Source organism: Aminobacter sp. HY435 (assembly GCF_027568395.1).
Taxonomy (GTDB): Bacteria; Pseudomonadota; Alphaproteobacteria; order Rhizobiales; family Rhizobiaceae; genus Aminobacter.
Genome location: NZ_JANKZL010000004.1, coordinates 353,610 through 377,773, shown reverse-complemented (window position 1 = coordinate 377,773; position 24,164 = coordinate 353,610). Strand labels below are relative to the sequence as shown.

25 protein-coding genes are annotated in these 24,164 nt (G+C 63.1%); 13 read left to right on the top strand and 12 right to left on the bottom strand.

Annotation, left to right across the window (positions count from 1 at the left end; translation table 11 throughout):
• The first annotated feature begins 107 nt into the window (after positions 1-107).
• Positions 108-500, top strand: a complete 393-nt coding sequence (locus PCJ21_RS06625) for an acyl-CoA thioesterase (RefSeq protein ID WP_269930581.1) — start codon at positions 108-110, stop codon at positions 498-500.
• A gap of 3 nt (positions 501-503) precedes the next feature.
• On the opposite strand, the gene PCJ21_RS06620 is transcribed toward PCJ21_RS06625, so the two are convergent.
• Together PCJ21_RS06620 and PCJ21_RS06615 are read right to left on the bottom strand one after the other, a co-directional pair.
• The gene (locus PCJ21_RS06620) at positions 504-857 is read right to left on the bottom strand and encodes a hypothetical protein (protein WP_269930580.1); all 354 of its coding nucleotides are present in this window, start codon (positions 855-857) and stop codon (positions 504-506) included.
• Positions 858-868: 11 nt separating this feature from the next.
• Entirely contained in the window at positions 869-1,237 is a 369-nt protein-coding gene (locus PCJ21_RS06615) for a winged helix-turn-helix transcriptional regulator (protein ID WP_269930579.1), read from the bottom strand.
• 108 nt (positions 1,238-1,345) lie between these two features.
• Between PCJ21_RS06615 and PCJ21_RS06610 the strand changes: the two genes are divergently transcribed.
• Entirely contained in the window at positions 1,346-1,951 is a 606-nt protein-coding gene (locus tag PCJ21_RS06610) for an NADPH-dependent FMN reductase (RefSeq protein ID WP_269930578.1), read from the top strand.
• A gap of 113 nt (positions 1,952-2,064) precedes the next feature.
• Here PCJ21_RS06610 and PCJ21_RS06605 read toward each other — a convergent pair whose 3' ends face one another.
• The 5 genes from PCJ21_RS06605 to PCJ21_RS06585 form a co-directional block, all read right to left on the bottom strand.
• Positions 2,065-3,372, bottom strand: a complete 1,308-nt coding sequence (locus tag PCJ21_RS06605; protein WP_269930577.1) for a hemolysin family protein — start codon at positions 3,370-3,372, stop codon at positions 2,065-2,067.
• A 79-nt stretch (positions 3,373-3,451) separates the two neighbouring features.
• The gene (locus tag PCJ21_RS06600) at positions 3,452-4,159 is read right to left on the bottom strand and encodes an LssY C-terminal domain-containing protein (RefSeq protein ID WP_269930576.1); all 708 of its coding nucleotides are present in this window, start codon (positions 4,157-4,159) and stop codon (positions 3,452-3,454) included.
• A gap of 138 nt (positions 4,160-4,297) precedes the next feature.
• Positions 4,298-5,308: an extensin-like domain-containing protein gene (locus tag PCJ21_RS06595; protein WP_269930575.1), complete on the bottom strand. Its 1,011-nt coding sequence runs from the start codon at positions 5,306-5,308 to the stop codon at positions 4,298-4,300.
• Positions 5,309-5,492: 184 nt separating this feature from the next.
• Positions 5,493-6,440, bottom strand: coding sequence for an extensin-like domain-containing protein (locus PCJ21_RS06590; protein ID WP_269930574.1), 948 nt, complete (start codon positions 6,438-6,440; stop codon positions 5,493-5,495).
• Positions 6,441-6,543: 103 nt separating this feature from the next.
• A complete protein-coding gene (locus tag PCJ21_RS06585) occupies positions 6,544-6,969 on the bottom strand; it encodes a DUF3775 domain-containing protein (RefSeq protein ID WP_269930702.1) in 426 nt (141 codons plus the stop codon).
• A gap of 151 nt (positions 6,970-7,120) precedes the next feature.
• Here PCJ21_RS06585 and PCJ21_RS06580 point away from each other — a divergent pair, with 151 nt between their 5' ends.
• From PCJ21_RS06580 to PCJ21_RS06570, 3 genes are all read left to right on the top strand, one after another.
• On the top strand, positions 7,121-7,471 hold the full coding sequence (locus PCJ21_RS06580; protein ID WP_269930573.1) for a DMT family protein: 351 nt from the start codon (positions 7,121-7,123) through the stop codon (positions 7,469-7,471).
• 63 nt (positions 7,472-7,534) lie between these two features.
• On the top strand, positions 7,535-8,098 hold the full coding sequence (locus tag PCJ21_RS06575; RefSeq protein ID WP_269930572.1) for a tetratricopeptide repeat protein: 564 nt from the start codon (positions 7,535-7,537) through the stop codon (positions 8,096-8,098).
• Positions 8,099-8,235: 137 nt separating this feature from the next.
• Positions 8,236-8,760, top strand: coding sequence for a tetratricopeptide repeat protein (locus tag PCJ21_RS06570; protein WP_269930571.1), 525 nt, complete (start codon positions 8,236-8,238; stop codon positions 8,758-8,760).
• Positions 8,761-8,813: 53 nt separating this feature from the next.
• On the opposite strand, the gene PCJ21_RS06565 is transcribed toward PCJ21_RS06570, so the two are convergent.
• Positions 8,814-9,947 (bottom strand): PQQ-dependent sugar dehydrogenase, encoded by a 1,134-nt coding sequence (locus PCJ21_RS06565; RefSeq protein WP_269930570.1) that lies wholly within the window; start codon positions 9,945-9,947, stop codon positions 8,814-8,816.
• 283 nt (positions 9,948-10,230) lie between these two features.
• Between PCJ21_RS06565 and greA the strand changes: the two genes are divergently transcribed.
• The 4 genes from greA to PCJ21_RS06545 all read left to right on the top strand — a co-directional run bounded on the left by greA (position 10,231) and on the right by PCJ21_RS06545 (position 13,791).
• Complete coding sequence (greA, locus tag PCJ21_RS06560; RefSeq protein WP_269930569.1) at positions 10,231-10,704, top strand: transcription elongation factor GreA; 474 nt, start codon at positions 10,231-10,233, stop codon at positions 10,702-10,704.
• Positions 10,705-10,748: 44 nt separating this feature from the next.
• On the top strand, positions 10,749-11,834 hold the full coding sequence (locus PCJ21_RS06555; protein WP_269930568.1) for a glycosyltransferase family 4 protein: 1,086 nt from the start codon (positions 10,749-10,751) through the stop codon (positions 11,832-11,834).
• Between the two features lie 320 nt (positions 11,835-12,154).
• Complete coding sequence (locus PCJ21_RS06550; protein WP_269930567.1) at positions 12,155-13,006, top strand: glycosyltransferase family 25 protein; 852 nt, start codon at positions 12,155-12,157, stop codon at positions 13,004-13,006.
• A 2-nt stretch (positions 13,007-13,008) separates the two neighbouring features.
• Positions 13,009-13,791, top strand: coding sequence for a glycosyltransferase family 25 protein (locus tag PCJ21_RS06545; RefSeq protein WP_269930566.1), 783 nt, complete (start codon positions 13,009-13,011; stop codon positions 13,789-13,791).
• Between the two features lie 185 nt (positions 13,792-13,976).
• Here the strand turns inward: PCJ21_RS06545 and PCJ21_RS06540 are convergent, their stop codons facing one another.
• Positions 13,977-14,447 carry an Lrp/AsnC family transcriptional regulator gene (locus tag PCJ21_RS06540; protein WP_269930565.1) on the bottom strand — a complete coding sequence of 157 codons (471 nt, stop codon included), beginning with the start codon at positions 14,445-14,447 and terminating at the stop codon, positions 13,977-13,979.
• Positions 14,448-14,698: 251 nt separating this feature from the next.
• Between PCJ21_RS06540 and trxB the strand changes: the two genes are divergently transcribed.
• A complete protein-coding gene (trxB, locus tag PCJ21_RS06535) occupies positions 14,699-15,673 on the top strand; it encodes a thioredoxin-disulfide reductase (protein ID WP_269930564.1) in 975 nt (324 codons plus the stop codon).
• A 33-nt stretch (positions 15,674-15,706) separates the two neighbouring features.
• A complete protein-coding gene (locus PCJ21_RS06530) occupies positions 15,707-16,603 on the top strand; it encodes a LysR family transcriptional regulator (RefSeq protein ID WP_269930563.1) in 897 nt (298 codons plus the stop codon).
• 165 nt (positions 16,604-16,768) lie between these two features.
• Here PCJ21_RS06530 and PCJ21_RS06525 read toward each other — a convergent pair whose 3' ends face one another.
• From PCJ21_RS06525 to PCJ21_RS06515, 3 genes are all read right to left on the bottom strand, one after another.
• Positions 16,769-17,272 carry a methyltransferase family protein gene (locus PCJ21_RS06525; protein WP_269930562.1) on the bottom strand — a complete coding sequence of 168 codons (504 nt, stop codon included), beginning with the start codon at positions 17,270-17,272 and terminating at the stop codon, positions 16,769-16,771.
• A gap of 1,042 nt (positions 17,273-18,314) precedes the next feature.
• Positions 18,315-19,274, bottom strand: a complete 960-nt coding sequence (gene msrP / locus PCJ21_RS06520; protein ID WP_269930561.1) for a protein-methionine-sulfoxide reductase catalytic subunit MsrP — start codon at positions 19,272-19,274, stop codon at positions 18,315-18,317.
• A gap of 248 nt (positions 19,275-19,522) precedes the next feature.
• Positions 19,523-21,574 (bottom strand): elongation factor G, encoded by a 2,052-nt coding sequence (locus tag PCJ21_RS06515; protein ID WP_269930560.1) that lies wholly within the window; start codon positions 21,572-21,574, stop codon positions 19,523-19,525.
• A 298-nt stretch (positions 21,575-21,872) separates the two neighbouring features.
• Here PCJ21_RS06515 and PCJ21_RS06510 point away from each other — a divergent pair, with 298 nt between their 5' ends.
• A complete protein-coding gene (locus PCJ21_RS06510; protein WP_269930559.1) occupies positions 21,873-23,462 on the top strand; it encodes an ABC transporter substrate-binding protein in 1,590 nt (529 codons plus the stop codon).
• 189 nt (positions 23,463-23,651) lie between these two features.
• Entirely contained in the window at positions 23,652-24,092 is a 441-nt protein-coding gene (locus PCJ21_RS06505; RefSeq protein WP_269930558.1) for a hypothetical protein, read from the top strand.
• The last annotated feature ends 72 nt before the right edge of the window (positions 24,093-24,164 follow it).

Below are 24,164 nucleotides of genomic sequence, written 5' to 3'. Positions count from 1 at the left end.
CATGGCTTGTGAAATATGCGACTGGCGATGTTCGGTAAAGCGCGTTGACGCGTCGCGTGCTCGGACGATACGGGTTGAGCTGCAAACGAATCCCGGGGAGTTGAGCGATGGTGCAGTATGCGGATGGCAAGCCGCTGGGCGAATTGACCCTGAGGACCCTCGCCATGCCGTCGGATGCCAACGCTGCCGGCGACATTTTCGGCGGCTGGGTCATGGCGCAGATGGACCTTGCCTGCGGCATCCGCGCCGCCGAGCGCGCACGTGGCCGCGTGGTCACCGCAGCGGTCAAGGAGATGGCCTTCGCCAAGCCGATGAAGATCGGCGACACGCTATGCATCTACACCCATGTCGAGCGCGTCGGCCGCACCTCGATGACGCTCAAGGTCGAGGCCTGGGCGCAGCGCTATCTTTCCGACCTGATGGAAAAGGTCACCGACGCCGATTTCGTGATGGTGGCGCTGGACGGGCAGGGCCGGCCAAAGCCGGTGCCTGCGGAGTAGGTCTTAGTCCGCCTTCGGAAGTTGGGCGCAGGCTGAAGTAAGCAGTTCGTCCAGCTTCTCCGGGAAGGGCTCGCCAGGGGCATGGGCAAATTCGAAGATATCGGTCTTACCGTCATGTATCCGGTAAAATTCGTACGAGCCGTCGAATATCTCTACCGATATCGCAGGTGAGCGGTCCCATCCGAGCTGGAGCGTTGGCCAGTATCCCGGCCCAATGTGCTCGGGTGGTGCCAGGCACACTCTCGCATGCAAGATGAAGTCCTCAGCGTTTCTGATCGTCTCCGGCGAGAACTCGCGTTCCTTTGACCAGAACAGTTGCTGTACGGCTTCTGCGACTTCGTTCCATCCGAGTTGCATCGCAATTCCGCTCACCCAACCGTCGCGTCGAACTTCATCCGTGCCTCGGAGACGCGGTCCTGGTTGAGGCGGGCCCATTCGCCGAGCGCGAACACTGGGACCAGCAGCTCGCGGCCGAGGTCGGTGAGCTCGTAGTCGACGCGCGGCGGAATAGTCGCGAACACGGTGCGGGAGACGAAGCCGTCGCGCTCCAGGCCGCGCAGCGTCGTGGTCAGCATCTTTTGCGAAATGCCGCCGATGGCGTGGCGAAGCTCGTTGAAGCGCATCGGCCCATCACCGAGCTTGCCAACGACGAGCACGGTCCATTTGTCGCCGACGCGCTGCAGGATATCGCTGACGGCGCGGCAGTCTTCGGTGCGGTGCGGGTGCCTCGGCATCAAAAAAGTGCCTCCTTGTGCAAGCGTTTCTCGGTCACCAATATAGTGCAGGTATCAAACAGATACCAAGTTCGTCCGAGATACCGAGTAACCTACAGAGAGGTTCCTACCATGTCCAAGTCCAAGATTGCCATCGTCGTTGGCTCGACGCGCGCTGCCCGCTTCGCCGACGTACCCGTGGAGTGGTTCGCCAAGATCGCCAAGGCCCATTCCGACATCGAGGTCGAGATCGTCGATCTGAGGGATTTTCCGCTGCCGTTCTTCGACGAGGTCGCGTCCTCGGCATGGGCGCCGTCCCAGAACGAGGTCGCCCAGCGCTGGCAGAAGAAGGTCGCCGAGTTCGACGGCTTTGTCTTCACAGCCGCCGAATACAATCACGGCCCGACCGCCGTGCTGAAGAACGCGCTCGATTACGCGGCGAAGGAATGGAACAAGAAGCCTGCCGGTTTCATCGGTTATGGCGGTGTCGGCGGTGCGCGGGCCGTCGAGCAACTGCGCATGCATGCCGTCGAGCTGCAGATGGCGCCGACCAAGGCCGCCGTGCACATCGTCTGGGCCGATTTCCTCGCCGTACGCCAGGGCGAGAAGAAGCTTTCGGATTTCGAGCATCTCAACCAGTCCGCCAATGCGCTGGTCGACGAGATCGCCTGGTGGGCCAAGGCGCTGAAGATCGCGCGCCAGGCCGACGTCATCGCCGAAGAGGCGAAAGCCGCCTGATCGATCTGTTTCAATTCCTCCCAAGGAATCAGGGGTGGCGCGAGCCACCCCTTTTCTCTGATCGTTCGGAACCGTGAAACGGCTTCCCGAGGGGAGTGCGTGGGTGAGCCGGGTCAGCGTGTTTCGCGTTGCGACGCGGGCAGGCGCGAGGCCAGCACCTTGTCGATGCGGCGGCCGTCGAGGTCGACGACCTCGAAGCGCCACCCTTGCGCGTCGACGCATTCGCCGGTCGTGGGCAAATGGTGCATATGCGACAGCACGTAGCCGGCGACGGTTTCGTAGTCGCGGCTGTCGGGCAGATCGATGCCGAGCTGATCGGCCATCTCGTCGGCCTGCATGTAGCCGGCGAGCAGCCACGAGCCGTCCTCGCGCTGGACGGCATTGTCGACATCGTCTTCGTCGAGATCCGAGCGGAACACACCGGTGATCGCCTCCAGGATGTCGGCCGGGGAGACGATGCCTTCGAAGTGGCCATATTCGTCATGCACCAGCGCCATCGGCACGTCGGATTGTTTCAGCGTGGCGAGCACGTCGAGCGCATCGGCCTGATCGTGAACGATCGGGGCGGTGCGAACATGCTTGCGCGGGTCGAAGGCGCGGCCGGCAAGCAGCGAGGCCAGCAGTTCGCGGGTCTGGATGACACCGACCATGGCGTCGACAGAGCCCTCGCCCGCGGGAAGGCGCGAATGCTGGGTTTCCATCAAGAGTTTGCGGATGGCCGTCTCGTCGGCCTGCAGGTTGATCCAGTCGACTTCGGTGCGCGGGGTCATGACGGCGCGCACGGCACGGTCGCCAAGGCGCATCACGCCGGCGATCATGCGGCGTTCGTCGGATTCGATGGTGCCGTGATGCTCTGCCTCGGCGACGAGCATCTTGATTTCCTCGTCGGTGACTTTTTCCTCGCTCTCGCCGCGCTGGCCGAGAAGCCAGAGCACGGAGCGGCCGGAAATGTCGAGCAGCCACACCAGGGGCAGCGCGATCCTGGCGATCAGCGACATTGCCGGCGCGACACGCACGGCAACGCCTTCGGGATCGCGCAATGCAATTTGCTTGGGCACCAACTCGCCGATGATCAGCGACGCATAAGTGATGATGGCGACGACGACGCCGACGCCGAGCGCATTGGCGGCGCCCAGGCTCATGCCGCTGGCGACGAGGAAGCTGCTCAGGCGTTCGCCCAGCGTGGCGCCCGAGAAAGCGCCTGACAGCACGCCGACCAGCGTGATGCCGATCTGCACGGAAGACAGGAATTTGCCCGGATCGGCGCCGAGCTCAAGTGCGCGCCCAGCGCCCTTGACGTCGCGGTCGATCATCGCCTTGAGGCGAGCGGGTCGGGAAGAAACAATGGCAAGTTCAGACATTGCCAACAGGCCGTTCACACAGATGAGGACGACCACGATACCGATTTCTATATATAACATAGCCGTCGCTCAATAGCATCTCGACGACGGTTTCGGGAAGGTGGTGCTGAAAACTCTTTCGGTATGGCGCTGGGGGCTTCTACTTGCCGGGGGACAGCACGCCGAGAGCGATCTTGCCATCGGTGAAATACGGGTCGCCGCCGCCATTGCGCCCGTGCTTGGTTGCGCCAATGCCATCGATTTCCTTCACCGAAGCGATAGCACCGGCGGCCTTCAGGTCGGCGATGATCAGGTCCCGGTCGGCGTCGATGTCAGGGGCGATGTGATGCGTGAACTGGCCGGTGTCGTGGCTGACGCCGACGCCGCGATCGAATGTCGCCGCGCCGAACCAGGTCGGGCGGCTGTCGTCGGTCAGGTCGAAGGTGAGCCAGAATCGGACGTGATGTCGGGCGTCGGCGCTCTTTCCGACATCGCGCTCGAAGGCAAAGTCCTGTGGCCGCCCGCCGAACAGCAGCGTGCTGACCGGGGCGTCGGGGTCGGGCCGGTCGAAAAGCACGCTCTCGCCGATCTCGATGTCGGCTTTCAACGACAGCGGGTCTGCCCGGCTCCAGCCGGCGGCCCGCATCGCGCCGCTCAGCTCTTCTTCGGTGCCGATCAGGCCGATGTTGATCGGGTCGCCCGGAATGCCCTGGGTCGTGGTGGTGAGAAACACACCAGGCTTCATGTCGTCGTGCAGGACGCGATACGACCAGAATTCGGGAGCTGCAAAATAGGCGAGGGCCAGATAACCGCCGCAAAACGCCAGCACCCACAAGCTCGCCCGTCGTTGCACTCTTGCGCTGACCACGGAGCCCCTCCGCCAGGGCGACACGCGCCGATCCCAGCGCTTGCCAAAGTCTGAGCAACCAGCCCGCCTGTAATCTACGCCAAATATAGGGCAACTGACCAGCCGCGAGCCAGGCTGAAGACGGCGGGGCCGCTCGGATCAGCGGCAGGCGCGGTAGCCGTTGCGGCGCTGCTTGATGTCGAAGTGGAAGTGGTTGCGATGGTCGTAATTGTAGCCCGGGCCAAGCACTGTGTTGAAATAGTTGCAGCCGTCCGAGCGCACGGTATTGAGGAAGCCGCGTGTGCGGAAGGCGAACAGACCGGGCTTTTCGACCTCGATGTCGCGGCCGCTGTTCAGTTCGATGCGCATGATATCAAGCGCGTTGCCCTTGCCGTGCTCCGACAGCGTGCGCGAACCGGCGATCTTGCGGCACGAGTAGCTCGACCCCTGATGAATGGTCTTGACGCCGGTGAAATAGCGCAGCCGGGCCGCCGGCACGAGCTCACGCTTGGTCCAGGCGGCGAAGCTCGCCGCCATGGCGCAGGTGACGGTCGCCGCCGGCTTCATCTGCACCGAGCCGATGGCCGATACCTTGACCGGGTAGTCGATGCCGCACGCCGCGCCAGCGCTGATCGACGGCAGGTCGCGGTACTGCACGTCGAGCTTCTTGAGATCGTTGCGGCAATCGACCTCGTCGGCCGGCATCATGGCAGGCACGCGCTGCGGAACCGCCTGCTGCAGCGTCGAGGGGTCCTCGGGCTTGGGATAGGCGACCATGTAGGGGTTGGACGGCGCCAGCGTCTGCATGCCACGGCCCTGGGCCGGCGCAAGCGAAGCGGTCTGGACCGGCTGTGGCGCTACCGGGGCGATCTCGCCGAGCGTCTCGGCCTGCGCGTCGAGCGTGGGCTCGATCGCCGCTGGTACCGAGGCCATCATTTGGGCGTCGGACGCCGACGCAGCCATGACTGGGGCAGGCTGGGGGGCAACCTCGACCATCGGCAGCGACGCGGTCTGGCCGACATCGACCGCCGGCTGCAGGGCAAAGACATCGCCTGTCGTGCACGCGCTGACGCCAAGGCCGGTCGCGGCAAGGGCCACGGCGACAAGCACAAGCCGCTTGCGCTGCAAGCGGCCCGGTATGGCGGGTGCGGCGCGCTGGTCTGCGGCCATGTAAAAGCTCCTGTTCCCCGCAGCGCCCGCCGCTCGATACGCGCAAGGGATGCCGCGGGTTGTCCGGTCCGCGCATGCTCGTTGCCGATTCCCGGTTCGGCTGCATGCATCGAGACTAAGCCTAGTTGCGAACGGTAAATGAAAGATCAGCGTCGCGATTCACGGCTGCGGCGGAATTGCGGCCTCACTGGCAGAATGTGCCGCCGTTGCGTCGTGGCGCGAGATCGAGGTGGAGGTGCCGGTCGTGGTCCGCGTCGCTGCCGGGACCGAGCACGGTCTTGAACGGGCCGCACGCCGCCTTGCGCACGGCCGCGAGAAATTTGGCGGCCTTTTCCGGCGGCGCGGGTTCGACATCGATGGTCGTGCCCTTGGAGAGCGTGAATCGGGCGATGTCCAAGGCATTGCCGAAAGCGTGCTCGGAAAGCTTGCGCGTGCCGTTGCGCGGGCGGCAGACATAGGCGGAAGCCTGGCTGATCATGGTGAGCTCTTCGCCGAAGGTCGCTTTGGCCGTGGGTGCTACGACCGATTCGGCGAAGCGCGCCGACGCCTCGGCTGCGGCGCAGTTGATGGTCGCGTCAGGCTCGATGTCGACCGTCTTCGACAGGCGCTCGAGCTTGATCGGAAAGGGCAGGGCGCAGCCGTCTTTGCTGGCCTGAGGCGCGGCGTCCTCGAATTCGGCGCCAAGCGTCTTGAGGCGGGCCCGGCATGCCATCTCTTCCGGGGGCATCACCTCGGGGCTTTCGGCATGGGAGCGTATGTCGGGTAGCATCCCTGGCGCCGGCGGCCCGAACGTCTCATTGCCGGCCGGTGCTTTCGGGCGCGGCTGGGGTATGGGCACGAGCGCGATGTTTTTCTCTGGCGCTGCATCGGCGGGGATGGGCGGACCGAAGACCTCCCGAGGCTGGTCGGGGCGTGGCTGCGGCGTGGGTATCGGGCTTTTCCGTAGAGTGCTCCCGGCAGGGTTATCCGGCCGGGCTGGCGCTGACAGGGGTACAGGGGCGCGCAGTGGAAGCGTCGTTCCAGCGTCGGCGGCCAGGGTCTGCGGCGCTGGGAATGGCGGCGGGTGCGCCGCGAAAAACGCGATCGGCGAGGTGATGAGCAGGGAAAGCAGTCGGCGCTTGCATGTGTGCATCGCCGGTCAACGCAACAGGCCAGATACTGGTTGCCGAAGCGCCGTCACGCCTTTCATCAAATTCGGTGACGGCGTTGTCACCGAACACCGGCAGCATGGCGCCCTATGCGCCAAGGGCGTCCAGCCCTTCCTCAAGCCAGTCGCCGAGCATCGGCATTCCCAACAGATATCTCGCGGTGCGGCGGTTGGAGCGTTGGCGAGCGTCGGAGACCGCCTCCTGCCATTCGGATGCGTCGTAGTCGCCGCGCCCGAGCCAGGCCAACGCGACGAGTTCGGCGGCCTCGTCGACGTTGAGATCGTTGATCAGTTCGCGCAATTCGCGGGCGGTGAGGTCTTCTTCCTCTTCTTCGGCAAGACCGTCATGGTGGTGACTGTCGCGGGTGCCGCCGTCATATTCGATCTCATGTTCGGCGCCGGCCTCATAGTCCTCGTTGACGCCGGCGCTGATCGCCTTGGCCTTGAGGATGAACAGCCGGACCGTGTCCGGACCGATGGTCAGGTTCCATTCCTTTTCGCGCCGCTGCTGCACGAGCATGCTCCCGGTTGCCTGCCCCGCGGCGATGATAGCGCATTTGGCGGCAACGTCACGAATTGGTTGTCCAGGCGATGTCGGAAGTATTGACAGTGCTCGTCGCTGACCTGAAAAACACGCCTCCTTTCCCCCAGATATGGTTTTGTCCATGGCAATGCTGCTGTCGCCGAAGGTCCTGCCGGTGTTGATGCTGATCGCATCGAACGTGTTCATGACCTTTGCCTGGTACGGCCATCTGAAATTCAAGGCAGCGCCGCTTTATGCGGCGGTGATTTTCAGCTGGCTGATCGCCTTCTTCGAGTACTGGCTCGCCGTTCCGGCCAATCGCATTGGCCATGAGATCTATTCCGCCGCCGAACTGAAGACCATTCAAGAGGTGGTCACTCTCACGGTTTTTGTCGTCTTTTCAGTGTTTTACCTGAAGGAAGGCATCACCTGGAACCATGCAATGGGCTTTGCACTGATCGCCGGTGGGGCAGCGTTGATTTTCCGCGGCTGACCGGACGAAACCGCACCACCCGTGCGTTGACCTCTGTGGAGGGCGTATTGGTGGAGTTTGGCGATGCAAGCCCGATATCTGACGTTTCTCGCCGGCGCGATCGTAGCGCTGCCGTTGTTTGCCGTTCCCGCAACATCCGCTGACGGCGGCGGAGGAGGCGGCAGTGGCGGTGGCGGAGGAGGCGGCAGTGGCGACCAGGTGAAGTGCCGCACAGGCCTGATCTACAACAGCAGAACCAAGAAGTGCGAGCGGCCCAAGGCGGGCATGATCGACGACGACAGCCTCTATCTGGCGGGCCGGGCGCTGGCCATGGACGGCAAGTATGACGACGCGATCAAGGTATTGACGCTCGCCGCCGACAAGACCGACGCTCGCATCCTCAACTATCTCGGCTATTCGCATCGCAAGGCCGGGCGCATCCTGGTCGGCCTCGGCTACTATCAGGAAGCGATCCTCAACGATCCCGACTACATGCCTGTCCGCGAATATCTGGGCGAGGCTCGACTGACCCTTGGCGATGTCGTGGGCGCGCGCCGGCAACTCGCGGAAATCGAACGGCGATGTGGCGCCAATTGCCGCGAATACGGCCTGCTGTCGGAGCAGATCGAAACCTACGTCAAAGGCTGAGCACAACCACAATCGCGATGCCAAGAGTTGGACAAGCGAGTTGGACAAGCGAGTTGGCCCGGCTGAGGGGCCTTGTTTTCGGATGAAATCGGCCTTCCCGTGCGTTAACCTGCTTGTGCAGACCTCAGGAGGTAGCGATGCGATTTGCGAAATTGCTTGCCGGCGCGATGGTATCGCTGCCGTTGCTTTCGGTGCCGGTGTTTTCGGCCGGGGAAAGTTCGCCGCCCGAAGTACCGAAATGCGGCGACGGCCTCGTCTACAACAAGAAAACGCAGAAATGCGAGCCACCGCAGGCCGGCAAGATCGATGATGACTCGCTGTATTCGGCCGGCCGGGCACTTGCCATGGATGGCAAGTATGACGATGCGATCAAGGTTCTGACACTGGCTTCCAACAAGGCCGATCCACGCATCCTCAACTATCTCGGTTATTCGCACCGCAAGGCCGGGCGAGTGCTGGTCGGACTCGGCTACTACCAGGAAGCGCTGCGCAACGACCCCGACTACACGCTGGTTCGCGAGTATATGGGCGAGGCGCACCTGATGCTCGGCGATGTCGCGGCAGCAAGGCTACAGCTTTCAGAGATCGAAAAGCGTTGCGGCAAGGGCTGCCGCGAATACGGAATGCTCGAGGAGCAGATTGAAGCATATTTGCGGGGTTAAGAACCAAGGGATCAGGGCGTTGCGGCAGTAGGGCTTTCCTGCCCCGCTATGCCCTAATCTCCCCTGGACAGCCGGATCACCGCACCGTCATCTTCGTCCGTGAGCAGCCAGACCGAGCCGTCAGGGGCTTCGACCACGCCGCGGATGCGGCCGAACTCGCCCTGTAACATCTGCTCTTCGCCGGTGATCTGGCCGCTGTCGTCGCGCTCCAACCTGCTGAGCAGCTGGAATTTCAGCGCGCCGACCAGCAGATCGCCCTTCCATTCGGGAAACATCCTGCCCTGGTAGCTGACAAGGCCGGATGGCGCGATGGACGGATCCCAATAGTAGAGCGGCTGCTCGTAGCCTGGGGCATGGGTGCCGATTCCGATCTTCTTGCCCGAGTAGTCGACGCCATAGGTGACGACCGGCCAGCCGTAATTCTTGCCCGCTTCCGGGTGGTTGACCTCATCGCCGCCACGCGCGCCATGCTCGACGGTGACAAGGCCGCCGAGCACCGGATCGATCGCCGCGCCCTGGATGTTGCGATGTCCCTTGGACCAGATTTCTGGCGCCATCGCCTTGCCGTCGACTGCGGGATTGTCGGCCGGGACAGAGCCATCCTGGTTGATGCGGACCACGGCGCCGGCGGTGTCCTGCATGTCCTGGGCGCGGTCGCTCCTTCCAAGATCCCCTGGCGTCAGGAACAGCGTCCCATCGTCATTGACGACAATGCGCGTGCCGAAGTGGGTTCTGGCCCGGCCCATTCGTGGCGTCGAGAAGATGACCTTGAGATCGTCCAACCGCGCATCCGGCCCCTCGCGCACCAGCCTGGCGCGCGCAACGGACGTGCCGACACCGCCCGGTCCTGCATCCGCATAGGCAAAGAAGATCAACCCGCTCTTGTCGAAATCGCGGGCCACCGCGATATCGAGCAGGCCGCCTTCGCCTCCGACGGCGACCTTGGGAACGCCCGTGACGGGCGCCGAAAGCCCGTCCTTGGTCAATATGCGGATCCGGCCTTCGCGCTCCGTAACCAAGGCATCGCCATCGGGAAGGAACGCCAATCCCCATGGATGCTCGAGACCCTGCGCGACGATGTCGGCGCGCACCTTGACGGCTTCAGTGTCGAAGGTGCGGCTTTCGGCCAGGGCTTCCGTCGCCGCCAAGGCAACCAAGACAAGGGAAAGTGCGGTTCGTGGAGCCATCGCGTCAACATAGCTTGGCTTCAGAACAGGACAACCTTTGCACAACATCAAACAGGCGGGGCGCAATCACAAGCGGGTGAGCGCCGAGAAGGATTTTCCCCAGCAGAGGCCTCCTGAAATCAGCCGCCTCATTTTTTGACGTGAATTCTGCCGCAGGCTTGCTATATTGAGCGGAAATTGAGGTGAGACGGTTCCGTTGGCCGAGGCTGCCGGACCGTTTTCTTTTTTTGTGCCTTGCGGCAACTAAACGCAATCGCGAGGCAAAGGCCAGGAGAGGTCGACTATGAACAAGGTTCCGATGACTGCGGGTGGGTTCGCTGCGCTGAAGGAAGAACTGCGCTGGCGCCAGCAGGAAGAGCGTCCGCGTATCATCGAGGCCATTGCCGAGGCACGTTCGCACGGCGATCTCTCGGAAAATGCCGAGTATCACGCGGCCAAGGAATCGCAGAGCCTCAACGAGGGCCGGGTCAACGAACTCGAGGACCTGATCGCCCGCGCTGAGGTGATCGACGTCTCCAAGCTCAATGGCGACAAGATCAAGTTCGGCGCCACCGTCGTTCTCGTCGACGAGGATACCGAAGAAGAAAAGACCTATCAGATCGTTGGCGATCAGGAAGCGGACGTGAAGGCCGGGCGGATTTCGATTTCTTCGCCCATCGCGCGTGCGCTGATCGGCAAGGAAGTTGGCGACGCCGTCGAGGTCAACGCACCTGGTGGCGCGCGCGGCTACGAAATCGTCCAGGTTCAGTTCATCTGAGGCCGCAGGCGGCCGTGGCCGCCGCCGTATCGGACCAGGCAGTGATGACGCAATCAAACAGCCGCGCCGCAACGTCCGGCGCGGTCGACATGGCGCATATCGACGTGGTCGCGCCCAATCTCAAGAAGCGGCTTTCGGGCGTCACCAGCACCATCGTGCAACTTGTGCCGGTGCAGTCGCGCGACATCGGCATTGCCGTCGTTGGGCCAGGTCTGCCCGACAGCTTGCCCAGGATGCGCTGGTGGCAATTGCCCTTGCTATTCCGGCGGCCGGCGTCAAAGCGGCCACGCATCTGGCACGCGCGACGCAACACCGAGATGGCTGCGGGGATTGTTCTGCGTCATCTCCTGCGCGCCCCGATTCGGCTCGTCTTCACATCGGCCGCCCAACGCGATCACAAGCCTTTCACCAAGTGGCTGATCCGGCGGATGGACGGTGTCATTGCCACGAGCAGGCTTTCCGGCGGCTTTCTCGAAGTGCCGCACACTGTCGTGATGCACGGGGTCGATCTCGAAAAGTTCCATCCCGCACGTGAGCCCGATGACGAGTTCACGGCTGCCGGGCTGCCGGGCAAATTTGCCATCGGCTGCTTTGGCCGGGTCCGTCACTCCAAGGGCACCGACCTCTTCGTCGATGCGATGATTGCACTCTTGCCTGCCCATCCGGAGTGGACGGCTGTCATCACCGGCCGCGTCACCGCCGAGCACAAGGGCTTTGCCGACGAACTCAGGCAGCGCATCGATGCTGCCGGGCTTTCGGACCGCATCCTGCTTCTCGGCGAGGTGGACGACGTCGCGGTATGGTACCGGCGCGTGTCGCTCTACGTGGCGCCGTCGCGCAACGAGGGTTTTGGGCTGACGCCGCTGGAGGCCATGGCCTCGCGCACCGCTGTTGTCGCCAGCGACGCCGGGTCGTATTCCGAGATCGTCACGCCGGGACGCACCGGCGCCGTCGTGGCGGCCGGCGATGGGGCCGCGCTCCGCGAGGCCATCAGGCCCTACCTCGGCGACCCTGTGCTCGCCGATGCTCATGGCGCCGCTGGCCTCGAAGACGTCGCGCATCGCTTTCGTCTCGAGAATGAAGCGGCGGGGCTGCGCAAGGTCTATGAGCTGGTCTGGGCCAAGGGCTAGCCCTGCGCTCCGGCGAGATGCCGACGCTTTGGCTGATGATTCCGGAAACGTTGCCGATTTCGAGCTTCTCCGGGCAGGAGGGTCCGATCCTCATGGATCTGGCGCCCGGTTGCACGCGGTTGTTGTCGCAAGCCACGGGCTGTGTGGGCGAACTATCCTTCGGAAAACACGGCGTGCGCCGAAAATTTGCTGAAATTTTGGGCTGACCTGTCTTATGTAATGCGAAATGTCGGCTGCCCCCGGCTTGTCGCCCCCTCTGCTGCTTGCAGGTTCGGGCCGTGGGTACGATTCATGGTAGAGATCGTGCTTTGAAAATATACTTGATCAACCTCGACCGGTCCCCCGGCCGGTTGGAATGGTTCATGGGCCAGGTGGCGCACATGGATCTGGACGTCGTGCGGGTATCGGCAGTCGATGCCAAACGCATACCGGAACAGGACGTCGAACGCCTGCGGCAGTTGTCGTCGGGGGTCAATTCCATGTCTCCAGCGGAGATCGCCTGCCTTCAAAGCCACCGCAAGGCCTGGCAGATGATCGCGGATGGCGATGACGAGTGGGGTTTTGTCGCGGAAGACGACATTCATCTTTCCGCCGATGCTGCAAACTTCTTCAAGTCAGATCGCTGGATTCCGGCGAATGCTGAGGTGATAAGGGCCGAAACCGATCTCGGCAGGGCCGAGCTTTCCTACAGGAATTGGGGCAAGCCGCTTGGACATGAACTGAGGCAGCTGAAGTCGGCCCAATTGGGGGCCGCCGGCTACTTTCTATCCAAAATGACTGCGGTCAGGGTGCTCGAACACACGAGCCGGCATGTCGAGCCAGCGGATGTCATCTTGTTTTCCTCGATCGGCGGACTGCTGACGGAAATGCAGGTACTGCAGATGCTGCCGGCGCTGTGCGTTCAGGACATGTGGGCCCCGGGGGGCGCGCTAGGCGGTCCTTTGACCAGCCAGATCGATGACGATCGGCGTCGATTTCACCGGCATGATCCCAGATCTGCCAGGCGGAAGGGGACAGCCAAGCTCGTGTACGAGGTGGCGCGCATTGGCAGGCAGTTTGCGAAGCCATTTCGAATGGCAATGCTGGTGGCCGTCGGTCGGTCCGTTTTCAAAAGGGTTGAAATCGAGACCTTGGTGAATGCGGGACCTTTGCCTTCAGGCCGGGCCTCGTGACAATGAAAAACTTCGTCATCAACCTGGACAGATCGCCCCAGCGATTGGAGCGCATGTCCGCGCTGTTCGACAGTCTGGGTCTTGAGTTCACGCGCATTGCCGCGGTCGATGGTCGGCAATTGCCTCCTGCCGCGCGGCCAGTCTCGGAGCGTGGGGGTGGATATCGGCTCGCCGACGGCGAGATTGGCTGCTTTCTAAGCCACATCAAGTGTTGGCAGGCAATCGCGGAAGCGCCCACTGAATACAGCGTCGTGTTCGAGGATGACGTGCATTTCGGCGAGGATGCTGGCTCCATTCTGGCCGACCCGAGCTGGATCCCGGACGATGCGGATATCGTCAAGCTCGAGACGATCATGGTTCGCACGTTCGTAGACAGATGCGAGTCAGGAACGGTTTCGGGCAGGTCGGTCAGAAGGCTGCGCCAAGCGCATCTCGGAACCGGCGCCTATGTCATCTCCCGTCGAGCCGCCCGCAAGCTGCTCGAGTTGAGTACGGAGATTACTGAGCCGGTGGACGTTTTCATGTTCGATCCGGCATCCCACGCCTGGCGGCATCTGGTGGTCTACCAGGTGGACCCGGCAGTGTGTATTCAGGACATCGTGTCAGAAAAGGGAATGTCCGGTTCCGAACTGGCCAGCATGTTGGCAATCGAGCGCCCCAAACCCGTCAAGACAAAAGGCATCGAGAAGCTTTTCAGGGAACTGAAGCGCCCGCTGGGCCGCGCCGCGACTGCGGCTTTGGCCCGACTTAAAGGTCAAAGCTGGATACGCATTCCGTTTCGATAAACGTGGTTTCACCTTTCCAGCAGACGCGGCAGACGAGCTTTTGCAGGTCGCGTCCCGTTGAACGGTGACGCAATTGCGTCATTGCGCATCGGCCCGAAAAAATCGGACCCGATTTTCGGAAAGCACGATGCGCCAACTCGGTAAGTCAGAGGGTCCTTTGTGCGTCCATTCGGACGCACGGCGCTTTAGATCGCCACAAGTCCGTCGTCCTTGACCTGCTTGATGGTCAAGGCGGTGCGCACCGTGTCGACGTTCGGCGACGATGTCAGTTCCTCGATGACGAAGGTCTGGAAGCTGCCTAGATCGGGCGCGACGCAGTGGAGCATGAAGTCGGATTCGCCCGATACCATCCAGGCGCTGCGGACGATGGGCCAGCCGCGCGTGCGGTCGGCAAAACCCTTGAGGTCGACCTCCGACTGGCGGTTGAGGCCAACGAGGCAAAACGCAACCACGTCCATGCCGAGCGCCGGTGCGTTGAGCAGGGCGCGGTAGCGCTGGATGATGCCTTCTTCCTCGAGCCGCTTGACCCGGCGCAGGCAGGGTGGAGCCGAGATGCCGACACGCCGCGAAAGCTCGACGTTGGTCATCCGTCCGTCGTCCTGCAACTCGCGCAGGATCTTCCAGTCGATGGCGTCGAGATCGGCCTTGATGGGCATAAGGGCTCCAGTGTTCGCGCAAGAATCTTGCGCGACATTGTAACTAAACTACTCACATCGGTTGGGAAACCCAGGCGAGACGAAATGCGGAAGCCCCGCTTACGGCGATGTGACGCGGCTGCGCCAGTCAAGCTTTCGGGGGAGTAACATCTTGCCGCCTTGCGCCCGCCATGGGTGAACACCTAGATTAGTGGCTGATCCGCCCCTTATCGGGGCGCCATTCGTTTCCATTGATCCATGAAGGCACTTCGATGACCGCCAAACATGCGCCCGTTCTCATTATCGGTTCCGGCCCCGCCGGCTACACGGCGGCCATCTATGCGGCGCGCGCGATGCTCAAGCCGGTGCTCGTCGCCGGCATGCAGCAGGGCGGCCAGCTGATGATCACCACCGAGGTCGAGAACTATCCGGGCTTCGCCGATCCGATCCAGGGGCCGTGGCTGATGGAGCAGATGCGGGCGCAGGCCGAGCATGTCGGCACCGAGATGATCCACGACATCATCACAGAGGTCGATCTCGACGTGCGGCCGTTCCGCGCCAAGGGCGATTCCGGCACGCTGTACACCGCCGACGCGCTGATCATCGCAACCGGTGCGCAGGCGAAGTGGCTGGGCCTGCCCTCCGAGCAGGTGTTCCAGGGCTTCGGCGTGTCGGCCTGCGCCACCTGCGACGGCTTCTTCTACCGCGGCAAGGATGTCGTTGTGGTCGGCGGCGGCAATTCGGCGGTCGAGGAGGCGCTGTATCTCTCCAACCTCGCCAAGACGGTTACGGTCGTGCATCGGCGCGATCATTTCCGCGCCGAGCGTATCCTGCAGGAGCGCCTGTTCGCCAAGGACAACATCAAGGTGATCTGGGACCATGCTGTCGAAGAAATCGTCGGTGCCGCGGCGCAGAAGCCGCTGCCGCCGTCGGTCAATGGCGTCAAGCTGAAGAACGTCCACACCGGGGCCATCACCGAAATGGCGACCGATGGCGTGTTCGTGGCGATCGGCCATGCGCCGGCAGTCGAGCTGTTCATCGGCAAGCTCAAGCAGAAGCCGAATGGCTATTTGTGGACCGAGCCGAATTCGACACGCACCAATGTGCCGGGCGTGTTCGCTGCCGGCGACGTCACCGACGACATCTACCGTCAGGCGGTGACCGCGGCTGGGCTTGGCTGCATGGCGGCGCTCGAAGCGGAAAAGTACCTGGCTGGAATTGAAGTGCATCGCGAAGCGGCCGAATAGGCCGGCCAGACGCCAAGCATAAGAGGGGAAACCATGGCGTTGGATTGGGACAAGTTGCGCGTGTTTCACGCAGCGGCGGAGGCTGGCTCCTTCACCCATGCGGCGGAGACGCTGAGGCTGTCGCAGTCGGCGATCTCTCGCCAGGTCAGTGCGCTTGAGCACGACATCGGCGTGCCGCTGTTTCACCGCCATGCGCGCGGCCTGGTGCTCACCGAGCAGGGCGAGATGCTGTTCCGCACGGCGCACGACGTCTTGGTGAAGCTCGAAACGATCAAGACCAGACTGACCGAAACCAAGGACCGGCCGTCGGGCGTGCTCAAGGTGACGACGACCGTCGGCCTCGGGGCCGGCTGGCTGACCGAGCGCATCCAGGAATTTCTCGAGCTCTATCCCGATATCCATGTCCAGCTGATCCTCGCCAACGAGGAGCTCGACCTGACCATGCGCCAGGCCGACTGCGCCATCCGACTGCGCCAGCCGCAGCAGCCCGACCTGATCCAGCGCCGGCTGTTCACCGTGCATTTCCACCTCTACGCCTCGCCGGCCTACGTCAACAAATACGGCAAGCCGGCGTCGATCGCCGAACTGAAGAACCACCGCATCGTCACATTCGGCGTGCCGGTGCCGACGCATCTGAGCGAGCTGAACTGGCTGGAAACGGTCGGCGACTTCGAGGGCGGCCAGCGCGTGCCGACGCTTCAGATCAACGACATCCTGTCGATCAAGCGCGCGGTGCAGACCGGCGCCGGCATTGCGATGCTGCCGGACTATGTGGTGGGCAAGGATGCCGGCCTCGTGCAGCTTCTGCCGGAAACCGAGGTGCCGTCGTTCGACACCTACTTCGCTTACCCCGACACCATGCGGGATCAGGCGAAGCTCCATGTGTTCCGCGACTTCGTGATTTCCAAGGCGCGCAGCTGGGCCTATTGAGCGCCGCCCGGGCTGCGGACCGACGCTAGAGCCGTGCATCCGAATGGACGTACAAACGACGCTCTAACTTATTGAGTTGGCGAATAGTGCTTTCCGAACATAGGGGTCAGATTTTCGGGCCGATGCGCTAACGAGCATCCGACCGCGCAAGCCTCTCCGCGCGGCCTATGGCGTTTCGCCCCGCCAGGGCGTGAGGCGCGGCAGCCAGCCCGGAACGTGGGCGCAATAGTCCAGGTACTGCGCGCCGTAGCGTCGCGCCAGAACGGGCTCCTCGTAAACCCGCACGAAGACCATCATGGCAGCGCCGACCACCACGGCGTAGGCGACGAGCGGCCAGTGTGCGAACATGATTGCCTGGCCGAGGATGATCGACAGCACCGCGACATACATCGGGTTGCGCACATAGCGGTAGGCGCCCGAGACGACCAGGCGGTCGGTCGGGGCGATGGGAGCAGGGGTGCCGAGGCCCTCGAGGGCAAAGCGTGCGAATGCATGCAGCAGCACTGCAAGACCGGCCACGACGAGCAGAAGGCCGGCAACGGCGACGGGCCATGGCGACAGCGGCACGCCGTAGCGACCGGCCAGGAGCCAGGGCGCCAGGCCGGCGACGACACCGGGCGCCACGCCGAAAAAGACAATGCTGCCGGCTATCGCCGAAGCCTTGCGCATGCGCTGCACTTCCTTTCATCGCCCGGACGCAAAATGCCGGCAGTCTGCCCAATGGCGCAGCTTCTGCCGCAAGCGTGGATTTGTCGTGCCCTGTTTGGCACTATTGCATCGCAACATAGGTTTTGACGGATTTCTTTGCAGAAACGGTCGGGCACGGTGCGTTGCAGCATGGCCGAGGGGGCGATTTTCGGCCAAAATCTTGGTCCTATGAGGCCTCTAACATTGTTGGACCACAGCCGTCATCTTTTTGCATGCGTGCGATGCAAAATAGATGCTTGTTTCTTGGGCATGGAGAGCACATATAACAATCATCTCAAGGGCGCGTTCCTCCTCCCATTAGCGCCCTCGAGTGTTCCCCTCTGGAGGTTAGCCTTAATCGGCACTTCCAAACAAACTCAGCCGGATCTTCTTGGATCCGGCTTTTTTGTTACCTGCGTTCAGGTGAGGGCGAGGCAATGATGGGACGTTTCAGCAAGCATCTTTGCCGTTTCTCCGGCGCGTCCAAAAATGTCGCGGCTGCCTTTGCCATCGTGGCATCCGCGGCCACGTAACAGTGACATGTAACCTCGGGTAACGTTCCTCGAATCCATTCACGCGCCTAGTTTTTCCATGGACGCGGTGATGGCGCGCCGGGAGATGGGGGCATCACCCGAACGCACCAGGCTCAGGCAACGCGCCGCGTCCAGCAAATTGCCGATCTAGAGATTGGCCACGAAGCGGCGGACCTGCCGTACCGCCTCCCGCGGGACGGTCCGCAAAAAGCGGCGTTCGGAAACATGTCCGGACGCCGCTTTTCTTTGCCAAGCGGACACCGGTCGCCGACTGTTTCACGCTGCGTCCAAACGTTGATACCGACGCGCCGGAGATTGAGTCCGAGCGTCAAGCAGCAGCCGACTCGGCGCCATCGACGACGCGCCCGTCGTGGCGTTGCTGCTCGGCGCATTCGACGTGCCCGACGCCATAGAGCTGATGCCTACCGGCCATTCGTTCGTGGACGGGCGACCGTGCTGGTGGCAGGTGCAGGCGGCCAAGGCGTAGCTGGTCACATGTAGAGCTTTGCCGGGTCCATGCCGGCATAGATCTGGCCGACCTCCTCGGCATAGCCATTGAATAGTTGCGTCGGCACGAGTTCGCCCGTGTGCAGGACGCGCTCCTTGGCCTGGCTCCAGCGCGGATGCGACACTTCCGGGTTCACATTCGCCCAGAAGCCGTACTCGCTTGGCTGGATCGCCTCCCAAAGCCCGACCGGCTGCTCGGCGACGAACTCGATCTTGCGGATCGACTTGATCGACTTGAAGCCGTACTTCCAGGGCAGGGCGAGGCGCAGCGGCGCACCGAACTGCTTGGCCAACGGCTTGTCGTAGGCGCCGGTGACGAGGAAGGGCAGATCGAGCGCCGCCTCCGCGATGGTCACTCCTTCGACATAGGGCCAGGGGTAGACGAAGTCGTTCTGGCCAATCGCCATCTTGGGGTCGAGGAAGGTCTCGAAGCGCACGAATTTGGCGTCGGCGCTCGGACTCGCCATGGCCACCAGCGACTTCAGCGGAAAGCCGCTCCACGGGATGGTCATCGACCAGGCCTCGACGCAGCGATGGCGGTAGAGCCGCGTCTCCAATGGGAATTTGCGGATCAGGTCGTCGATGGCAATGGTCATCGGCTTGTCGACAAGGCCGCCGATTTCGACTTCCCACGGCCGCGTCTTGAGCTGCTGCGCGCTGGCAGCAATCTCCTTGTAGGTGCCGTATTCGTAGAAGTTGTTGTAGTTGGCGTTGATTGCTTCCGGCGTCAGCGAGCGGTCTAGCTTGTAGGCGGTGTTGGGTTTGGCCGGGTACAGTTCGGCCGTCGGGTCGGCTTCCTCGGCAAGCGCCTGCCGGGGCATGGCCAGGCTTGCAAGGCCAATCCCCATGCCGGCAAGGATCGCGCGACGGTTGAGGAACATGTCCTCCGGCGTCGCCTGTGCCTCGGCGATCGACCAGGACGGACGGCGGTGAATGAATGCCATGCTCGGTTCTCCAGATGCTCCGGAAAAGTCTCCCTTGCCATGCGCGAACTCAACGCTCTCGTAACACATACGTCGGTGAACGACGTCGCGTTACAACCGATGCCATCAATAGAACGTGAAGCGGGGCCGGGGCCATTTCCGCCGGGCAGGGACAGGCCGCTGGCCGGGGCGGAGCTGCGGCGATCAACTCGCGCGGCTCGCCCTCCCCGGAAGGGGAGGGCATACGCTGCTTCTCGACGAAGCTGGACCTATGCCGCCTTGCCTGCGGAATGCATCGCATCGTCGGCAAGCCGCCCGGTCAGCTCGGCCATGTGGTCGAAGTCGGCCCGGTAGGTGGCGGCACCCGCCGTCGCTGAGCGCAGTTCGATGATCAGGTCGCCGATCTCCGATTGTGGCATCGTCGCCTCGACCACATCCCATCCGGGCCAGCCGGAGCGGGCATCATAGCCGAGGATCTGGCCCCGGCGCTGCGGCACGAGAGCGATGATGCGCGCCGTGGCGTCGGACGGCGTGAAGATCTCGACCTTCATCACCGGTTCGAGCAGCACCGGCGAACAGGTCGCCATGCCTTCCTTCATGGCGATCTTGGCGGCCATCTGGAACGCCATGTCGGAGGAGTCGACGGTATGATAGGAGCCGTCGGACAGGTTGACCGCGACGTCGACCACCGGGAAGCCGAGCGGGCCGGTCTTCAGGAAATCGCGCACGCCGGCTTCCACCGAGGGAATGTACTGTTTGGGAACGACGCCGCCGGTGATGGTGTCGGTGAACTCGAAGCCGCTGCCGCGCGGCAGCGGCTTGATTTCGATGACGACATCGCCGAACTGGCCGTGACCGCCGGACTGCTTCTTGTGGCGGCCGCGCTGCTGGGCGCCCTTGCGGATCGTCTCGCGGTAAGGCACGGCGGGTGCGTGGCCTTCGACGGCGATCTGGTTGCGTCCCTCGAGGCGCTCGCGGATGACCCGCAGATGCATCTCGCCATGGCCAGACAGCACAGTTTCCGCGGAGTCCTGGTTGTGGTGCAGGGTCAGCGAGGGGTCTTCCTCGGCCAGGCGCTGGATTGCCGCCGACATCTTGACCTCGTCCTTGCGTTCCTTGGGACGCAGGGCGAAGGCATAGACCGGCTTTGGTGGGTCGAGGGTGACCAGTTGCCTGGTTCCGCCCTTGGCCGCGGTCAGGGTCTGGCCGGTCGCGGCATTGTCGAGCTTGCCGAGGGCGACAGTGTCGCCGGCAGCGGTGCTGGCGAGCTTCGACTGTTCCTTGCCGAGCATGCGGTAGATGCCGGACACCTTGGCCGTGTCGCTGGCGTTCAGCCACAGTTCCACGCCGTCGTTGACCTGCCCTGACAGGATACGCGACACCGAAAGCTTGCCGGCATGCGAGGTGTGGATCGTCTTCATCACCTGCACCACGGCTGCGCTGCCGTCGGCGAGGCCAATGCGCTTGCGCGTCGCTTCGACGTCGGGCGCGTCGTGGCGGATCGCCTTCAGCAGCCGCAGCGCGCCGTTGCCCTTCTCGGCAGCACCGATGAGCACGGGCGTCACCGATCCGTCGCGCAGATCGGCCGCCAAGTCGTCGAAGATCTCGTCCTTGGGTGGTTCGATCTCTTCGAGCAATTGCTCCATCAGCTGGTCGTCGTGGTCGGCCAGCGTCTCGAGCATGGCGAAGCGGGCCTCGAGCTCGCGCGCCTTTTCGTCGCCGGGAATCTCGGCGATTTCGCTCTCGGCGTACTCGCGGTAGATATAGGCGCGCTCGAGCGCCAGATCGATCGAACCGACGACGACGCCATCCTTGCGCAGCGGTATCTGGCGCAGCAAGAGCGGCGAGCGGCTGACCGGTTGAAGCAGCTTCAGCGTGTCGCGGACGCCGGCGGAGGCCTTGTCGATCTTGTTGAGAAACAGGATGCGCGGCACGCCGAGATCGTCGAGCTTGCGCATGATCAGCTGCAGTGCCGGCACCTTCTTTTCGTCGGGCTCGGCGACGACGACGGCAAGGTCGCAAGCGGCGAGCACGGGCTCGGCTTCGAAGGCGAATTCGACCGAGCCGGGGCAGTCGACGAATGTGATGCTCTCGCCCATGAATTCGGTGGTGGCGAACACCGCTTCGACGCTCATCGCGTGCGCTCTCGCTTCGGCGGAGTGATCGGAGACGGTGTTTCCGGATGCAACCGGATGCTGTTTGGAAATGGCGCCCGTGCGGGCGAGAAGGGCTTCAAAGAGAGTGGTTTTTCCGCTGGCGTAGGGACCGACGATGGCGATGCATTTCGGTCCCGTGCGTCTTCCTCCGGCGCGACTACCCATGAGAGCTGACCTCCACTCAGGCGTTTTTCCCTGAAGCGGCGGCCGGCCTGTTCGGCCGTCGCGGGCACTTTCTCGTTTGTTGAGCCTCCCTACGTCGCGCCATCGTCACACGGCTTTGCGGACAGGGCAAGGGGTTGCGCCGAACAGCCTGCCGCTACGGAAGACAAAAGCCCCGGCGCTTCAAAAGCGGCATTGAATGTCGCATTCAGCCGGCTTTCCGCTGGCCTCCGGCAATCAATATCGGGCGTGGGAACAACATGACGACATGCCGTCGCACCATCAGGAGGTACGCAGTCTTATGTCCAGTGAACTCGATCATCTCAGCAGCCTCGTTGTCAGCGGGCGCCTTTCTCGCCGGGACTTTCTCGGCAGGGCCGCAGCGCTTGGCGTCACCGCGCTTTCGGCAAACACATTGCTGGCCGGTGCTGCCCGCGCGCAGGCGCCGGTCAAGGGCGGTATCCTGAAGGCCGGCATGGTCGGTGGCGCGGCCACCGACAGCCTCGATCCGGCTACCTGGGCAAGCCAGGTGCCGTACACGCTCGGCCGCAACTGGGGCGAGCAGATGCTGGAGGTCACGCCGGCAGGCGAGATCGAGCCGCGCCTCGCGGAGTCCTATGAGGCCTCCGATGACGCCAAGACCTGGCGCTTCAAGATCCGCAAGGGCGTCACGTTCCACAACGGCAAGGAGCTGACGCCAGCCGACGTCGTGGCGACGCTGGAGCGCCATGCCGACGAGAACTCGAAGTCGGCTGCGCTGGCCTTCGTGTCCCAGTTCGAAAGCATGAAGGTCGACGGCGACAACGTCGTCATCCAGCTCAAGGAAGCCAATGCCGACCTGCCCTATGTGGTCAGCGACTATCACCTGATGATCCAGCCCAATGGCGGCAAGGACAATCCGACCGCGGGTATCGGCACGGGACCGTACAAGGTCGGCGTCAACGAGCCCGGCGTCCGCCATGTCGGCGAGTTGCACAAGGGCTACTGGGGCAGCGACAAGCGCGGCCATGCCGACCAGATCGAGATCGTGGTCATCAACGATGCGACCGCACGAACCTCGGCGCTGCAAGGCGGCCAGGTCGACATGATCAATCGCGTCGAACCGAAGATCGTCGACCTGATCAAGCGCGTACCTGGTGTCGGGATCCGCAATGTCCCGGGCAAGGGACACTACGTCTTCATCGCCCATTGCAACGCCGCGCCGTTCGACAACAACGACCTGAGGCTGGCGCTGAAATACGCCGTCGACCGCGAGGAGATGGTGCAGAAGATCCTCAGCGGCTACGGCTCGGTCGGCAACGACATGCCGGTGACCAAGGGTTATGCGATGTTTCCCGACGACATCGAGCAGCGCAAATACGATCCGGACAAGGCGGCGTTCCACTACAAGAAATCAGGTCATAGCGGCCCGGTGCTGCTGCGCACCTCTGACGTCGCGTTCCCCGGCGCCGTCGATGCCGCCCAGCTCTACCAGCAAAGCGCCGCCAAGGCGGGCATCACCATCGACGTCAAGCGCGAGCCCGGCGACGGCTACTGGTCGGAGGTCTGGAACAAGCAGCCGTTCTCGATGTCTTACTGGACCGGACGACCGACGCAGGACCAGGTCTACTCCATCGCCTACCTGTCCAAGGCCGAGTGGAACGACACCCGCTTCCAGCGCGAGGATTTCGACAAGCTGATCCTGTCCGCCCGCGGCGAACTCGACCAGGCCAAGCGCAAGGATCTCTATCGCCAGGCCGCCGTGATGTTGCGCGACGAGGGCGGAGTCGTCGTGCCGATGTTCAACAATTACATCGACGCCACGGGCACCAGGGTGGGCGGCTGGATCGACGATCCCAATGGCGAGCTGATGGGCGGTCATGCGCTGACCAAATGCTGGATCAACGCCTGAAGCTGACCTGCCCGGCGGCCTGGGACTCGTCCCGAAAGGCGACCAAGGCACCGAAACCGCGCAGCCGGGCGACATGCGGCAACAGGCGATGCCGGCAGCGCCGATGGCGACAATTCGGGCCGCAGGATAGCGGCCCGAATAACCCCAACTGCAACAGCAATTGAAAGGCTTGTGAAGATGCGAAATTCGATGCGGCACATTCTACTTGCGACCTCCATTGCCTTGGTCTGGGTTGTCCCTGCGGGAGCGCAGAACGACACGACCAACCAATCCATCGACCAGTTGCTCGGCGATCACACAAAATATGAGGCCCTGATCAATGCCCTGCAGAAAGCGGTTGCAGCGCATGACGCGGCGGGCGTGGCCGAACTTGTGAGCTACCCGATCGGCGTGAGCGTAAACGGCAAGGAAACCCACATCAGGTCGGCAAAGGCGTTTGTCAAAAACTATGACGGGATTTTCACGCCATCGATCACCAAGGCGGTCACCGATCAGAAGTACGAGGATCTGTTCGTCAACTACAAGGGCATCATGTTCGACGACGGCCAGGTTTGGATCAACGGCATCTGCCACGATAATGCCTGCAAGGAATTCGATGCAAAGATCGTCGCCATCCAGGACGTGCCATAACAGTCGGCACTGGCAATATGGCGCCCTCCGCTGCCGAAAAGGCGGCGGGGAAAACGAAAAAGCCCGGCAGGT